Genomic DNA, 17,757 nt, shown 5'->3' with positions numbered 1-17,757 from the left:
CGAAATGGATGAGGGAACTTGCAGAAGTCGGAGAAGCCCATAGTACCACAGATTGTAAAGACAACAAAACTTTACATAGGGAAGGGGCTTTACTTTAGAGAAGCTTATATGAAAGATAGAACGACCTATATTGATGAAAATCTATTAGTAAGTCCATCACAGAGTGATGAGCGGGTTCGTATTTTTCAAAGGAAGCTATACATTAGAGCCAAGCAGGATAAAGGCTTCAAAGCATATAGTTTGAAAGATAAATGCTGTCTGGATTATGTACTGCTGGAAGCCTACCGGAGAGTAAAACAGAATTACTCCAAGGGTAGAGGTGTAGATGATATGAGTTTTTCGGAAATAGAGGAACAAGGAATACAACCTTTCCTTACCGAATTGCAAACTGAACTCCGCACTAATACTTATCATAGTGCAGCTGTTCGTCAAGTGAAGATTCCAAAAGAAAAGAAAGGAGAATATCGGAACTTGGGTATACCTACCATCAGAGACAGAATAGTCCAGATGGCAGTGAAAATGCTCATAGAGCCATTATGGGAAGCCGATTTCATCAATACTTCTTATGGATTCAGACCCAAGCGAGGGGCAAAGGATGCCATTAAGCAAATAAAACAGAACCTATATGAAGGTTACCAATTCATCTATGATGCGGATCTGTCGAAGTATTTTGATACCATACCTCATGATAAGTTGTTTAAATTGCTCAAGGAACGTATCAGTGATAAAGAAATTCTGGATTTGATAGCACAATGGTTAACTGCTCCAAAACACCTCCCAAATGGGGAGCTATTAAAATCAGAGGCAGGAACACCTCAAGGTGGGGTAATATCCCCCTTACTATCAAATATTTACCTCCATGCATTCGACCGGATAGTCAATAATCCGAAAGGTAAGTTTGCCAAGGCAGGCATCCGCATAGTCAGATATGCCGATGATTTTGTTTTGATGGGCAAACAGCGATACAGCCTGGAGATACGTAAGTATATTGGGCTAATTATGTACCGCATGGGATTGAAACTGAATCGGGAAAAGACCACGATTCTCCATATCAGTAAAAGTAGTTTGTGTTTTCTGGGATTTGAAATTCGTACTATACAGTCCAAGTTTGATTGGAATAAGAAACGTTACACGAACATTCGTCCCAGTAGAAAATCAAGGTCTAAATTATACTCCAAAATCCGAGAACTGTTGAGTAAACGGAGGCATTGGAAAATAGAGCCACTGGTTTACAAACTAAACGAATTATTGATAGGCTGGCTGAATTATTTTTCCATAAGCAAGGTAACTCATATTTGGGAAACCATAAAGCAGATCATTCCCCATCTGGATTATAAACTATTCAAATGGTTGAAAGGCAAAGGAAGAAAAGCACACAAGTTGCTCCGCCAGCAACCCTACAAGAACTTGGTGAAATACAAAAACTTGTTGGACTTGGGAAAGTATGCGCGCTTGAAAACTCTTGCGAAAGCTCAATGAAGAACTCTATCGGTAAGCCGTATGAGGGAAAACTTCACGTACGGTTTGATGAAGGGGGTACTGATAGTCTGAAAGTTTCATTATCTTCGAGATGAAATTAGAGGGCTATCAGGCTCTACTCTACCAAACAAGGAGGATTTTAGGTCCAAGTATGATACTTGAACCACAAAAAAGTTAACCTAATAAATTCGCTTAGTCATCATGTAGCGATCGTGTTCCTGAAAATCATAATTTCTGTATAATCGGTTGCCTCTGATGTTGTGTTTTTCTACTTCCAGATGAACGGCTTTTATGCCTAAATCCTTGGCTTGTTTTAGGGAAAAATCCAGCATTTTTCGTCCCAGTCCTCGTCCCCTGCAAGACTCTATAATGAAGAACTCGTCAATGAAGGCATCTCTTCCTCCAAACTCAAAACTGAAACTAAAGGAGAAAACTAAATAGCCAATTATTTTATGATTTTCTTCTAGCAACCAGAGCCGGCCAATATTTTCATTCCCTATAAACTGATTGAGGTTTTCTAAAGACTGTTGGTAATCGAAAGGGTAATGGTCGATTTCATAAAACGTTTTCATCATTTGCAAAATCACCTCAATATCGTCTGTCTTGGCCAGTCTGAATTTCAATAACATAATCTTTCAATTTTATTAAAGCTTTCTAAAAATATATTGCCTTTTTTTAGGATAAAACACCTAAATGATAAGCGGTTTTCTACTTTGCCTGAAGTTGGGAATTTAGCCCTCCAACAAGCTGATCCACATTTTTTCTGGTAAAACACATTGGTGGTTTTATTTTCAAAACATTATGGTCAGGGCCATCTGTGCCAATTAAAATACCCATTTCTTTTAATCCGTTTTGAATTTTTTTTGCCAATGCAGTTGCTGGTTGGTTAGGGTTTTGGTTTTGGATTAATTCTACCCCAAAAAACAAGCCTGATCCTCTCACATCGCCAATTTCAGGATGTATTTCCTTTAAATTTACTAATAAATTCTTTAAATAATCCCCTGTTTGAGTGGCATTTTCCTGTAATCTTTCCTCTTCTATTACTTCTAAAACTGCAGTTCCAATTGCACAGGAAACAGGATTTCCTCCAAAAGAGCTAAAGAATTCCATCCCGTTTGCGAAGGCATCGGCTATGACATCGGTGGTAACCACAGCTCCCATAGGATGTCCATTTCCCATCGGTTTGCCCAATACCACAATGTCTGGGACAACTTCCTGCATTTCAAAACCCCAGAAGCACTTTCCAAGCCTTCCAAAACCCACTTGCACTTCATCGGAAATACAAACACCACCCTGTTCCCTGATTGCAGGATATATATCCTTCAAATAACCCTTTGCCAGAGGAACCTGCCCACCGCAACCCACAACAGGTTCGGCAATAAAAGCCGCTATTTTCGAGTCGTCCTTTTTCATCAAATCAATGGCGAGTTGAGCATAGGCCTTGCCTGCCGAGCCATCATTATTTCTAAACTGACCTTTGTAAGTATCGGGAAGTGGTGCTTTCAAAATGTGTTCGGCCTGTCCTCTGCCCCCGCTTCCTCCATACTTATAATGACTCATTTCAATGCCCATTCTGGTGTTACCGTGATACCCATATTCCATGGCCATCAATTTCTCCTTCCCGGTGAAATTGGTGGCTAGCCGAATGGCCAAATCACTTGCTGCACTTCCAGAATTTACAAAAAACACTTTATTTAAACCCTCGGGAAATTTACTCAGCAATTTTTCTGCATAATCATTGAGCTGATCATAAATGTAGCGGGTATTGGTGTTGAGTTTTGCCATTTGCTTTTGACCAGCCTCCACCACTTTGGGATGGCAATGCCCCACATGAGGAATATTATTATAAGCATCCAAATAGATTTTTCCCGCAGCATCGAACATATATTGGAAGGCTGAGCCTGTCATTTTGATGGGTTGGGGAAAACTCAGAGAAAGGGCTTTGCTTAAATGGGTATCTCTTATTCCTTTTTCTTTTTGATAATCTTCCTGAATAATGGAATCAAATCTCAATGCATTCCGAAATGATTCAGCAGCAAAAGTTGGGTTGATGGCAATCCATTTTTCCAGTAGATTCCAGGCTGGTTTTTCGGAAATGGAAATGTATTCATTTTCAGGGTCCTGTTGCCTGGAATAAGCCGAATTACAAACACTGATACATAATCTGGCAGCCACCAGATAATATAATAAATCAATTTCTTCTGCGAGCAATGGCAGGTGTTTATGATATCCTTTGAGAATATAACTAGCCCATTCCAGAGGATTATCCTTGCCCATCATGCCATAAGTAATGGCAATAGCAACTTCATTTATCAGGGGGCTGTACGCCATATCACCAAAATCGATTATTCCGGAAACTTCCCCATTTTTAACCAAAACATTCCATTCATTGGCATCGGAATGAATAATGCTTGTTCTTAAATCATTTAATTGGGGTTGTACATTTTCCCGAAACTGGAGAAAGAAATAGGACACCAGTTTTCTTTTTTCAGGCTGGGAAATGCATGAAATGTATTTTTGGTTGAGATCGAGGTTTTTAAGGTCCCAATTTAATATCCGGGCTTTTATGGCAGAATTTCTGAAGTTGAGAAGCTGAGTATCCATTTTAGCCAAAAACTCACCGAAGGATAAGAATAAATCAGGTGTGTGTGTTACATCCCCCAAAAATGCGCCATCCACAAAGCTTAGCAATCGGGAAATGACACCATTTTCAAAGTTCAAAAAGCTTCCATCTAAATTGGGAATTGGTTTGGGGAAAATGTTTTCATTATCCTGATTGAGGTGAAGCAGGGTTTGATTTTCTCCTTCAATTAGTTCCTGTAAATCAGGCAGGGTTTTATAAGTTTTAAAAATAAACTTTCCTTTATCGGAATTGACTTTAAAATTCTGATTATCATAACCGTCAAGTTTGGTTATTTTAATTTCATTAAGTCCGTAAAATTCTTCCAGAATCCTTTTTTCCATTTTCATTTTCCCGTGCAAAAAACTATTTAATCTTTATTGGCTAAACTATAGAAAAAACTGAAATTAGGTATATTTAAACAGCAGTGCTTTTTATTTTTGAAAAGACTTACCCATATATCTAATTAAACACAAATAAAAAAAACATGCAATTGAACAAACTATACACCGCTTTATTTCACTGTTTTTTGCTAATCGGTTTAGTCCAATTTGGTTGTCAGGATAAGCCAGAAGAAAAGGATGCTGATCCACAGATTGATTCTGCTCTGGTAGCCAATACGATTAAAACCCTGTCAGATGATAGTTTTGAAGGGAGAATGCCTTTTACTCCCGGAGGTAAAAAAGCAATTTCTTACCTCGAAACCACATTTAAAGAAATTGGTCTTTCTCCGGGGAATGGGGATAGTTATTTACAGGAAGTGCCAATGGTGGAAATTACTTCCATGCCTGATGAAAAAATGAAGATAAGTGGGAAGAATGGAAATTTTGAATTGACTTATCTGGATGAATATGTGGCCGGAACAGAAAGGCCTGTAGAGGAAATTAACATTGAAAATTCTGAATTGGTTTTTGCAGGATTTGGCATTGTAGCCCCGGAATACAACTGGAATGATTATGAAGGGCTGGATGTGAAAGGGAAAACCGTAATTGTTTTGGTAAATGATCCCGGATTTGGCATGGGAGATACTACTTTTTTTAAAGGAAATACCATGACTTACTATGGCAGGTGGACTTACAAATATGAAGAAGCTGCCAGGCAAGGAGCCGAAGGCGTTTTGATTGTGCATGATACCCGACCAGCCAGTTATCCCTGGGCAGTAGTCAGGAATGGGTTTTCAGGGGCACAGTTGCATTTAATTGCTCCCGAAGGTACATACAAGTGTGGCTTTCAGGGTTGGATAGGCCTGGAACAAGCTATGGAACTGACCAAGGCTGCCGGAATTGAAAGTTTTATGGCTGAAGCTAAAAAGGAGGATTTTAAACCGATTCCCATGGGCATGAGTGTTTCTTTTAAAATGAAAAATAAACTTCAGAAAAATTCCTCCAATAATGTGGTCGGAATGCTTCCCGGAACCGATAAAAAAGATGAGTACATTATTTACAGTGCCCATTGGGATCATTTGGGAATTGGTGCTCCAGTTGATGGAGATTCTATTATGAATGGTGCGGTGGATAATGCTAGTGGGACTGGCGCATTAGTGGGAATTGCCAAAGCGTTTAAAGATTTACCCAATCCTGCTTCCAGGTCAATTGTATTCATTGCCCTGACAGCCGAAGAGCAAGGACTGTTGGGTTCTGCTTATTATGCCGAAAATCCTATTTTTCCTCCTAAACAGACTGTTGCGAATATCAACATGGATGCGATGAATCATCTGGGCAGGATGAAAGATTTTACCATCATCGGATATGGGCAGTCAGAATTAGAGGATGTTGCCGAGGAGTTCGCTAAAAAACAAGGCCGCTACATTGTTCCGGATGAGCATCCTGGTGCAGGTTATTTTTTCCGTTCCGATCATTTTAACTTTGCCAAAATTGGTATTCCGGCACTTTATGGCAAAGGAGGTTTGGACCATATTGAAAAGGGCAAGGAGTGGGGTGAAGCGCAATATCAGGAGCATCGGGCAAAAAATTATCACCGGCCTTCGGATGAATTCACCATGGATGTCTGGGATAATTCCGGGATTATGGAGGATACGCAATTGTTATTTGAAGTAGGCTTAAAAATCGCCAATGATGGTTCTTACCCAAAATGGAAAGAAGGCTCAGAATTTAAAGCTATTCGGGAGGGGGAGTAAAAAAATGGAATCCGTTTTATATGAGAAAACCTCCTGAATTTGAACTCAGGAGGTTTTCCTTGTATTTAAATGGATTTTTTATCCATCTATTCTTTCATTACTTTCCAAATTGCCTGACCTTCATTACTGATGAAGTTGATCATGTAAATTCCTTTCGAAAGTTTTTCCATGTCTAGTTCAAACTGGAAAGTGCTTTTCTTGAAGATTTGTTGATTTACTTCTCTACCTGAACTATCTAAAATTCTGATTTTTACACTGCCCTCTATTGGCTTTTTAGTTTCAATTACCAAGGTACTGGTCACCGGATTTGGGAATAGGGAAATTCCTTTTGCCAACAATTCATCTGAAATACCAGTGACAGATTCTACATTTACAATGATTTCCTTGTCTCCAATAAGTACAGATAAATTAAGGGTTGAATTCTCATTTTCCAGCGTGATTTTGGATGAACTTAATTCTATGGCTTTGCCCTGGTAATCAGCTTTGATCAGGTAGTTTCCAGTAGTTAAACCCTGTAATTTGAACCAGCCGGTTTCATCAGAAACAGCATTTGAAACAGTTTTTCCAGTACTTTCTGATTCCGCATATACCGGGACATTTGGAATTGGAGTTCCTGTAACCTCAAATCCCTGAGCTATTCTGCCTCCTGAGCTTTCTTCTTCTAATAATACAAAGCCCTCAATCACTCCTTTGCCTTCAGCTGTTTTTTCTATTTGTTGTAATGTCAGGCTATATTCTACATTATTATTGATATTGAAAAACTCAGCTTCCGCTTCAATAATAGTATTTCCCGAATAAGTGATAAGTAAATCGGAGTCAATATTAGGGACAGCTTTTATCAAATATTTTCCTCCATTTAAACCTGAAAAGTTTAAAGCAGCATTTGCCCACTGTTTTTCTTCAATAAGGTCCAGTCCCTCATTTGAGACTTTATATAGGAAAACATTAATTGTTGATGCAGTGGAATTGCCCGGAATAGACAGGGAAAGGTTTAGGGAAAATGTAGTGGGTGTTTCAATCTCCCCATCACAATCATTGTCCAGACCATCTTCCAGTTCAACCGCTCCAGGATAAGTATCCTTATTTTCATCATCACAATCGGTATTATCAGCCACATAGCCTACAGGTGGTACACAGGCTTGAGCACTTTCATTAGGATCGCCAAAGCCATCACCATCTTTATCTGCATACCAAGTGGATTTATCTGTAGCTTCTTCATCAATTTCCCCATCACAATCATTGTCCAAGCCATCACAAAGTTCTGGAGCTTCCGGATAGATATCTTTGTTGGAGTCATCGCAATCTGTGTGATTAGTTACATAACCTTCGGGTTGTTCACAGGCTTCCAGACTTTCATTCGGGTTTCCATAACCATCACCATCTTTATCAGCATACCAGGTCACCATATCCGTAGCCTCTTCATCAATTTCACCATCACAGTCATTGTCAATACCATCACAAAGTTCTGTTGCTCCCCGGTAGATATTTTTATTGGTATCATCACAATCTGTGTCATCTGCAACATAGCCTTTAGGCTGTTCGCAAGCTTCCTGACTTTCATTGGGATTACCAAAGCCATCTCCATCTTTATCGGCATACCAGGTGGCTAATTGAGTGGCGCCTTCATCTATTTCACCATCACAGTCATTATCAATTCCATCACAAAGTTCAACTGCTCCAGGATAGGTGTTTTTATTGGAGTCATTGCAATCGGTATTATCAGCTACATAACCCTCAGGTTGCTCACATGCCAGGATATTTTCATTAGGATCACCAAAACCATCAGCATCTTTATCAGCATACCAGGTGGCCATATCTGTAGCCTCTTCATCAATTTCCCCATCGCAATCATTGTCAAGGCCGTCACAAAGTTCTGGAGCACCAGGGTAAATATTTTTGTTGTCATCATTACAATCGGTATTATCCGCAACAAAGCCTGTTGGTTGCTCACAAGCTTGAATGCTTTGATTAGGATCACCGAATCCATCTTCATCTATATCTGCATACCAGGTTTTTTGATCTATGGCATCTTCATCAATTTCCCCATCACAATCATTGTCAAGGCCGTCACAAAGTTCCGGAGCACCAGGGTAAATATTTTTGTTGTCATCATTACAATCGGTATTATCCGCAACATAGCCTGTTGGTTGCCCACAAGCTTGAATGCTTTGATTAGGATCACCGAATCCATCTTCATCTATATCTGCATACCATGTAGTTTTATCAGTAGCCTCTTCCTCAATTTCCCCATCACAGTCATTGTCAAGTCCATCACAAAGTTCTGGGGCTTCTGGAAAAACAGTTTTATTTTCATCATCACAATCTGTATTATCAGCTACATAGCCTTCTGGCTGGTTGCATGCCTGAATACTTTCATTGAGATTGCCAAAACCATCACCATCATTATCAGCATACCATGTAGTTTTATCAGTAGCCTCTTCATCAATTTCCCCATCACAATCATTATCAATACCGTCACAAATCTCCGGAGCTCCCGGATACACAGTTTTAAGAGAATCATTACAATCGGTATTATCAACTATATAGCCTTTAGGCTGTTCACAAGCATAATAGATGTCTTTAGGATTACCAAAACCATCTCCATCTTTGTCAGCATACCAGGTGGATCTATCTGTGGCTTCTTCATCAATTTCCCCATCACAATCGTTGTCAATCCCATCGCAAATTTCCGGAGCTCCTGGAAAAACAGTTTTTAAAGAATCATTACAGTCTGATTTATTGGACACATAGTTAGCGGGTGGATCACATGTAAAAATACTATCTAAGGCATTACCAAAGCCATCCCCATCAAAATCAGCAAACCAAAGTGCTGGGTCTTCATCAATTTCCCCATCACAATCATTATCAATACCGTCACAAACATCTTTTAACCAAGGAGAAATATTCTTGTCATTATCGTTACAGTCCAAATTATTCCATTCATATCCAGGAGGTTTAGTACATGTTTGTATGCTGTCCAAAGGGTCACCAGCTCCATCTCCATCTTTATCGATATACCAAGTTTTAAGGATTTCTATTGTTTCAGGATTACAATCATTATCTAATCCGTCACAATATTCAGTATTTCCCGGATATATATTTTCGTTCGAATCATCACAATCCCCACTTATTGAAACATAACCACTTGGTTTAACGCAGGCAAAAATACTATCAGCAGCATTTCCATACCCATCATAATCATTGTCCACATACCAAACGCTTCTATTCTCTTCAATTAGTCCGTCACAGTTATTGTCTATTCCATCACATAATTCTGTGGCTCCTGGATATATTGCAGGGTTACTATCATGGCAGTCTCCACTAACTGAAACATAGCCTTCAGGTTTTTGACATGCGTAAATACTATCAGCAGCAGTTCCATACCCATCCTTATCATTATCAACATACCATACGCTTTTATTCTCATCAATTATTCCATCACAGTTATTGTCTATCCCATCGCAAACCTCTAAGGCATTTGGTCGAATATTCTTATCATTATCATCACAGTCCAGGTTGTTTTCAGAGTATCCCCACCCAAGACAACTTCGGGAGCAATATTTTTGGGGAAGCGGATCTGCATTTGCATCTCCATAACCATCACGATCCTTGTCAGGATATAAATTGAGTAGTTTCCCTTCTAAAAATGCATTGATGGAACCTGAAATAAAGTTTAGACCATCATAAACAACACCTACATTTTGAAGTGAATTAGACCATAATTTACCTGAAAAATCGAGGTTTTGGCCAGAAGTACCTGATGCTGTAATGATTAATTGCCAATCGAAAGAAATCGAATCTCCAATAGAACCACAAACGGTATAAGGATGAAAGGTCTCAAAATTAAAGTCTAAGGTAACAGAATCAACAAATGCTTTGTGAAGAAGTTCATATTCTCCATCCGCGTTAAACTCTACTTGGTTAATTGGTTGCCATTCAGAAAATATTATTGTCTTATGTCCTTCTATATTAGAATAATAATTAGATATTTTCAGCTTGACAGATGTTACGGAATCATTTGGCAATACAGAAAAAGAAACTGAAGGATTGTAGGTAGAGTTAATTTTACATTGGCTATAACCTGAAAATGGGAGACTTAGAAGGTATAAAAAGCCAAAAAATAGTATAACCTTATGTGATAGTTTAAATTTACCTGTGGTCGAAAATCTCATTTTTTTATGTTTTACTAATTCAAAATTGAACCTAACGGCTAAAGCTAAAGACTTTCTAAGACATTAAAAAAGCGTATTGTAATTGTTAACAATTATTTGGTTTCAATGAAGTATTTATTGTTTTGACCTGTTTTTATTGTATAATAAATACTTTTATTTCATTAAAATAGGAGTGTATTTAAATTATATTCTGTGATATTTTCCTTGTTTATTTGCAAACCATTATATATATCAATCCAAAAAATGGTCACTGGAAGGATAATACAAAAGCATAATAAAACCCCCATCCTGTTTTTGGGATGGGGGTTTATTTATGCCAGAGTCAGGTGGGTGTAGAGTTTGGATTTTAAATAATAATTTCCTTTGAGATAATTAATTACATCCATTTTTTATATTGTTGAGTGGTTGTAATCCGTTATTTGAGGGTTGTTGTTTTTTTTATTAATTTATTAATCAGGAGAAAGATGCAAAAAAATGCTTCATGGATAAATTTTATTTTTAAAATTTATGGGTATTGTCAATTTTTCCAAATAAACGGAAATGTGTTGTTAATTGTTCTTTTGGGAATGATTTTATTAGGTAATCCCTTTGGAAGTTCAGCTCAGGTTACTACTTATTGGGCTAATGGTATAGGAGGAATCTATGGAGATTACGGAAAATCCATAGCTATCGATACTATGGGTAATGTGTTTGTTGTAGGAGACTTTAATAGTAATTCTATAAATTTTGGAAATGGAATTACTTTAAATGGGAATGGAGGTACAGATATCTTTCTTGCAAAATATAATTCCTTTGGAGAAGTTGAGTGGGTTAAGGTTATTGGTGGTACAAATGATGAAAAGGGAAATACTGTAGCAGTGGATAGTATTGGAAATATTTATATTTCCGGGCTTTTTGGAAGTCCCTCAGTAGATTTTGGGAATTCTGTTACTGCTACTAGAAGTAAATTAGAGACATTGTTTATAACTAAGTTTAATAATGATGGTGAGGCTCAATGGGTGAAAACGGCAAATGGGTCAGGGGAAGGTAAATCCTTAGTATTGGATAAACTACATAATATATATCTTACTGGTAGCATCTTTGGTTCGTTGGATTTTGGAAATTCTATACAGGTAACCAAAGATGGTGGAAATAAAGGGTCTTTCATTGTAAAGTATGATAAAGACGGAATAGCTCAATGGGCTAAAGCTGCGGGAGGAGGAAATATTGAAGGAGGAAAGTCTGTTGCAGTAGATACACTAGGTAATATATATGTTACAGGAGAGGCAGATTCAGAAACTCTGGACTTTGGAAATGGGGTCTCTATTAGTTTGAGATACACTGGTCCAACTGATGCTTATATTGTTAAATTTAACAGTGAGGGAGCAGCTCAGTGGGCAAAAGAGATAAACGGAGTAGAATATGATGAAGGAAACTCTATAGTAGTAGATTTAGCAGGAAATGTTTATGCAACAGGTTATTTTATCAGTAATGAATTGGATTTTGGTAATTCCGTGAAAATTTCAGGGACATCTTGGTTTGATACTTATATTGTAAAGTACGATACAGATGGAATTGCCCAATGGGCAAAAACTCCTACAGATAGTAGTGAAGATGAAGGAAGAGCCATTGCTATTGATAAATTAGGGAATCTTTTTGTTGTGGGATCTTATGGTAGCGGAACCTTAGATTTTGGTAATGGGGTAACCATAAAAAACTTAGAAGGAGAAGATATTTATATTTCCAAGTTTAATACAGATGGGCAAGCTCAATGGGCAAAGTCTTATGGCGGAGAATCTTATTTTACCGAGAGTGGAAATTCAATGTCTGTGGATAAATATGGTAATTTATATATTTCAGGAACATTTGAAAATAATTCTCTGGATTTTGGGAATTCTTCATTAATAACAAGCAAAGGCCAAAAGGATGCCTTCGTTTTAAAGCTTGGTTTAAATGACCCGGATAATGTGGCTCCGTCTATTAAAAATAGTATGTTAGACTACAAACTAAATGAAGGGTTTGAAAAGTTAGAAATAAATTTATTGGACTACTTTCAGGATAGCAACAACGACCCTTTATATTTTAAAGTTACTTCTTCAAATCAAAGTCTGGTAACTTATGATGTAAGTGGTCAAACTTTAACAATCCTAGAAAAAGGGATAGGAACTGTTGATATTACGGTAATAGCAGATGATGGAAGAGGAGGAAAGGTGAGTGATTCCTTTACCATCATTGTTTTAGAAAATAAGAATCCTGTGGTCAGGAATACGATTCCAAGTCAGGTCTTTTATAAAGGTTTTGAAAAGGCTGAGTTTGATTTAACGAATATATTTGAGGATGAAAATGAGGATTCTCTTTCAATAACTGCCACCAGCAAAGATGTTAAAATTGTTGATGTAAATATTTCAGATAACCACCTTTCTATTATTGAAAAAGGAATTGGTAAAACAATGATTACTATTACCGCAAATGATGGAAATGGAGGCGAGATTTCAACCACATTTTATGTTACTGTAAAAACTAAAAATAAACCAGAAATTCAAAATTCTATAGAAGATCAATATTTAACTGAGGGTTTTGACAGTATAAAAATTGATTTATCTGATGTGTTTTTGGATGATAATGATGATACACTAAGCTTCTCAGCAGTAATAGAAAATGAAGGAATTGCAATTGTGTCAATTTCAGATTCTAATCTTATCATACATGAGAAAGGTATTGGAGCGACAAAAGTAATTGTAACAGCCACCGATCAAAATGAAGGTAGTGTCCAGGATAGCTTTTCTATTTCTATTGAAAAAATGAATTTAGCCCCCTTCGTAGTGGATTCAATTCAAAATCAAAGCCTAAGCAAGGGGTTTGGAACAGAAAAGATCGATTTTTCTTTGATGTTTTTCGATGATGACCAGGATTCACTTTCTATATCAGTATCAAGTAATAATGAGCAGGTTGTAAAAGTCTCGATCTCGGAAACGTTTTTGATTATTGAAGAAAAAGGTTCAGGTACTGCAATTGTCACTATAACGGCAGATGATGGAAGAGGGGGCAAGGTAGAGCAAACTTTTGAAATAGTAGTTTCAGCAATAGCAGCTCTTATTAACGATAAATTACAGACTTCAATTTCTTTTTATCCAAATCCTGTTAAAGATTTTTTAACTATTACTTCTGAACAATTTATAGGTAAACTGGTGAAATTTTCATTTTTTGATATTTCAGGAAGAAAGATACATTTCCCAGAACAAGAAGTCGGAATAAAAAATCATAAGTTTGATTTTTCCTCAATTCCAGAAGGGGTCTATACCATTATAATTGAAGTAGATGGGAAATTTGGAGTCCAAAAAGTTATGAAATAGTTATCTCAATAAAAGCATAAATAACCCCCATCCTGTTTTTGGGATGGGGGTTTTATTATGCCAAAGTCAGGCGGCTTTGGCGGGTGTAAAGCCGGTGATAGAATCCCTGCTTTGCCAACAGTGTTGCATGGTTGCCTTCTTCTAAAATTCTGCCTTTTTTGATCACCAAAATCCTGTCACAATGCTTAATGGTAGAAAGCCTGTGTGCAATAATGATGGAGGTTCTACCCTTTATGATTTTTTCAATGCCTTTCTGAATTTTTATTTCAGCCAGGGTATCAATAGAGGAAGTTGCTTCATCCATGATCAGGATTTTTGGATCTTTCAGAATCGTTCTGGCAAAGGAAATCAATTGTTTCTCCCCAATGGATAAATTGCCTCCTTCTTCTCCTACTTCCTGATCGAGCCTGTTGGAAAATTCTGACGCCCCAATTGTTTCCAATGCCTCAGCAATTTCTTCATCGGTGGCAGCCAGCTTTCCATATTTTATATTATCCCGAATGGTTCCTGAAAACAGATGCGGGGTTTGCAAAATAATGCCCAGTTGTTCTCGGAAACTTTTCAAGGTTCTTTCTCTATAGTCAGTTCCATCAATTAAAAGCTTGCCATTAACTGGTTCATAAAACCTGCTGATCAGACTAATTATGGTTGATTTCCCCTCACCAGTTGGCCCCACTAAAGCAATAGATTCTCCCGGCTGAATATTCAGGTTGAAATTTTTAAGAATGGGCTTCTCCGCAACATAATGGAAATCCACATTTTTAAAAGTAATTCCTCCTTTTAGTGGAGCAAAGTTCTTCACTCCGGGTTTATCTTTAATTTCAATGGGTTCATCAATAAGGGAAAAAATTCTTTCCCCTGCCGATAAACAACTTTGTGCCAGGGCATAAAATCGGGTAATATCGAAAATAGGCATAAAAATGCTTCTGGAATACACGAAAAATGCACCCAGTGTACCAATCGAAATTCCCGCCCAGCCGGCTATAAGCATGTTTCCCCCTGCATAAACTACCAATGCTGCGGCAATGGCCCCAACCATTAATACCAACGGAGTATACATGGCCGAATAAAAAGAAGATTTATAAGAACTTCCTCTCATTTTAGTGCTCAATACCTGAAACTTTTCAGAGGCTTTTGTTTCCTGTACAGTGGATTTATTTACCTCTATTCCATTCAGGTTTTCATTGAAACTGGCCGTGATTTCACTATTGAGTTTTCTGGATTTTCGGGAATATTTTAAAACCAGCATCCTGATTTTTATGGTAATCACCATTAAAATTGGGATGGTAACCAAAACCAGTAATGCTAAAACCCAATTGTAAATAAACATGGCAATGAAACAGAATACGATCATTCCCACTCCCCAAACCAATTCCAGAAAACCCCAGGAAATCAGTTCAGAAACCCTGTCGGTATCAGATGTAATTCGTGAGATTAACCAGCCAATAGCCGATTTATCATAATAAGAAAATGACAGATACTGAAGTTTGTTGAACATTTCCTTTCTTAAATCATAAATCACATATTCCATGATTCTTCCTCCACAAAAAATCAGGACTATGGTGCAAACAATCTGGATCAAAACGGCCAGAAAATAAATGATTCCATAATCGAATAATCCGTCTTTTACAATCTCCTTCGCTTCTAAGTTATCAGGATTTTCTTTTAATGAAGTTACCACCGGAACAATTAATTTATCGATAAAATCCAGCCAGATTAGTGGAAAAATGGCTTCGATTATTGCCACAATGGTAGTAGAAAGAAAAAGGGTCCAGAATAACTGTTTATACTTTAAACTATGTTTGAAAATTCGTTTGAGAAAGGGCCAAAGTGCCCGTTTCTCTTTAAATTCCTGTTCTTCCAATAAATTTTTCATTTTTTTAATGCTTTATTATTTGAGGGCAAAAGCCCGTTTTAGGTTTAAATAATTTTCCTGCTTAAAGAATCCCTCCAATCTCCTCTTCAAGGGCACTTTGTACATTTAGAATCTCCTTGTAATAGCCTTCCTTTCCAGCTAATTCTGCATGAGTTCCTTCCTGTACAATTTTCCCTTTATCCAGCACCAAAATTCTGTCTGCATACTGGATTGAGGTAATTCTATGGGAAATAATGATGGTGGTTTTGTTTTCCATTTCCTTTTCCAATTCTTTAAAAATGGCAAATTCTGTAGCTGTATCTACCGCAGAAGTGATATCATCCAATACCAGAATATCTGGTGCTGAAACAACCGTTCTCGCCAAAGACAGCCTTTGCTTTTGCCCTCCTGAAAGGGTCACTCCTTTTTCCCCAATCACGGTATCATAGCCATTTGGCAGAATGTCGTGAATGCTATCAATCTGGGAAATACGAGCAGCCTCCTCAATGGCTTCCCTGCCCACTTCCGGCCTGGCATAAGAAATGTTTTCGGCCACAGTGGTGGAAAATAAAAATGGCTTTTGAAGCACTACACCAATGTTTTTTCGCAAATAAGGTTTGGAAAACTCCTGAATATTTTTCCCATCCAATAGAATTTCGCCCTGCTGAGGATCGTAAAGCCGGGTGAGCAAATTGATAATAGTTGATTTACCCGAGCTTGTTGGTCCTACCAGTGCCACTTTTTCTCCTTTCCTAATTTTAAATGAAATACCATCTAAGACATTCTCCTTAGCCTTAGAATCATATTTGAAATGGATATTATTAAAAGAAATTTCTCCTTTTATCAAACCATGGTTAATGCCATCTTCTTCATACAATTCTGGTTTTGCATCCAAAATCTGGGTGATTCTATCCATGGCCACAATGGCCATCCCCATCTGGGATAAAATTCTACCAATTTGCCGCATAGGCCAGGAAACCATTACCAGATAGGTATAAGAGCTTAAAAGTTCCCCTACGGTAATCACATTTTCAATTACAAAATAGCCTCCAACTAGTATTGAAATCACGATTTGAGCCAATACTAGAAAATCGGAAAGTGGCCAATAATAGGTATGTAACAACATGTGCTGTAAGCCTATATTCAACTTTTCTCTATTTTGCTTTTCAAACTTGTCAATCTCGTGTTCCTCATTGGCAAATGCTGAAACCAGACGTATTCCATTCAAATTTTCCTGAACAATTTTATTCAGCTTATCGGCCTCATCTTCATGCTTTTCCCACACCTTTCGCTCTTTGTTAAAGAAAAACCATCCCCCAATACCTATAATTGGTACAAGCATAATGGAGATCAGGGCAAAGGTTGTGTTGATGTACATCATCATGAGAAAAGAAAAAATGAATAAAGATCCCAGCCGGATGATTTCCACAATCTGATTTTGGGCAAAATTTCTTACCGTATCAATATCTCCTGTACTTCTTTGTATCAGTTCTCCTTTTGAGGTATTTCCAAAATAACTCAAAGGCAATTCCTGGATATGTTTGAATAACCTGTCTCTTAAATGTTTGATAGCGCTTTCGGTACAGGCTGCATTCAGGCTGCTTGAAAACAAAAGCAGACTACCTCTGGAAATGGCAATGGCCATATAAATTCCACCCAAAGCCAACAGGATGAGTTTGAAATTTCCTGCTTCTAAAGTTGGCAGCAGGGCAGAAAAAGCTTTGGAAAATATATCAGTGGAAAAATGTCCTGTTTCCCCTTCCGACTGATAATATACCAGGATATTATCTACCGCTACCTGTAATACTTTTGGCTCCAATGTACTCATTGCAATGGCAATGATGGCCAGCATCCCGGCAGAAAAATACTGCCATTTCCATTTTCCTAATAATGCCAATAGGCTTTGTAGACTCTTTTTCATTTTAGGTATTGTTTGGGTAATTACTCGTTTTCAGGATTGGAAAAATCCTATTGTTTATTGCAAATTATTTTTGAATTATCGGGGCAGTAGGGAAATGAAAGGGCAAAAAAAAACCGCAATCAATTCAATGACTGCGGTTCGAAAAATATCTATTTATGATACTAAATATCCATAAAATCAGACTCGATTGAATTCCACAGTCGCACTATTCCCCAAATTGCCACCCTATGTAGTTTGGTGG

8 protein-coding genes are annotated in these 17,757 nt (G+C 37.6%); 3 read left to right on the top strand and 5 right to left on the bottom strand.

Translation table 11 applies throughout. The features are described from left to right. The first annotated feature begins 108 nt into the window (after positions 1-108). Positions 109-1,479: a group II intron reverse transcriptase/maturase gene (ltrA, locus tag A3EM_RS0130525; protein ID WP_026210679.1), complete on the top strand. Its 1,371-nt coding sequence runs from the start codon at positions 109-111 to the stop codon at positions 1,477-1,479. Positions 1,480-1,658: 179 nt separating this feature from the next. Here ltrA and A3EM_RS0130520 read toward each other — a convergent pair whose 3' ends face one another. Beyond that, a complete protein-coding gene (locus A3EM_RS0130520) occupies positions 1,659-2,108 on the bottom strand; it encodes a GNAT family N-acetyltransferase (protein ID WP_020532053.1) in 450 nt (149 codons plus the stop codon). A 79-nt stretch (positions 2,109-2,187) separates the two neighbouring features. Beyond that, positions 2,188-4,443, bottom strand: a complete 2,256-nt coding sequence (locus A3EM_RS0130515) for an aminotransferase class III-fold pyridoxal phosphate-dependent enzyme (protein ID WP_157638180.1) — start codon at positions 4,441-4,443, stop codon at positions 2,188-2,190. A 143-nt stretch (positions 4,444-4,586) separates the two neighbouring features. On the opposite strand from A3EM_RS0130515, the gene A3EM_RS0130510 reads away from it, so the two are divergent. Then, on the top strand, positions 4,587-6,236 hold the full coding sequence (locus A3EM_RS0130510; RefSeq protein ID WP_020532051.1) for a M28 family metallopeptidase: 1,650 nt from the start codon (positions 4,587-4,589) through the stop codon (positions 6,234-6,236). A gap of 86 nt (positions 6,237-6,322) precedes the next feature. On the opposite strand, the gene A3EM_RS44095 is transcribed toward A3EM_RS0130510, so the two are convergent. Beyond that, positions 6,323-10,408, bottom strand: coding sequence for a MopE-related protein (locus A3EM_RS44095; RefSeq protein ID WP_020532050.1), 4,086 nt, complete (start codon positions 10,406-10,408; stop codon positions 6,323-6,325). A gap of 566 nt (positions 10,409-10,974) precedes the next feature. Here A3EM_RS44095 and A3EM_RS0130500 point away from each other — a divergent pair. Beyond that, complete coding sequence (locus A3EM_RS0130500; RefSeq protein ID WP_169513441.1) at positions 10,975-13,740, top strand: SBBP repeat-containing protein; 2,766 nt, start codon at positions 10,975-10,977, stop codon at positions 13,738-13,740. A gap of 55 nt (positions 13,741-13,795) precedes the next feature. On the opposite strand, the gene A3EM_RS0130495 is transcribed toward A3EM_RS0130500, so the two are convergent. Together A3EM_RS0130495 and A3EM_RS44090 are read right to left on the bottom strand one after the other, a co-directional pair. Beyond that, the gene (locus A3EM_RS0130495; RefSeq protein WP_020532048.1) at positions 13,796-15,616 is read right to left on the bottom strand and encodes an ABC transporter ATP-binding protein; all 1,821 of its coding nucleotides are present in this window, start codon (positions 15,614-15,616) and stop codon (positions 13,796-13,798) included. Between the two features lie 61 nt (positions 15,617-15,677). Continuing rightward, a complete protein-coding gene (locus A3EM_RS44090; RefSeq protein WP_083925331.1) occupies positions 15,678-17,516 on the bottom strand; it encodes an ABC transporter ATP-binding protein in 1,839 nt (612 codons plus the stop codon). Positions 17,517-17,757: the final 241 nt, after the last annotated feature.

The sequence above is a fragment of the Flexithrix dorotheae DSM 6795 genome, assembly GCF_000379765.1.
Classification (GTDB): domain Bacteria; phylum Bacteroidota; class Bacteroidia; order Cytophagales; family Flammeovirgaceae; genus Flexithrix; species Flexithrix dorotheae.
The sequence above is the reverse complement of the archived record's forward strand: the minus strand, read 5'-3'. Positions and strand labels throughout refer to the sequence as shown.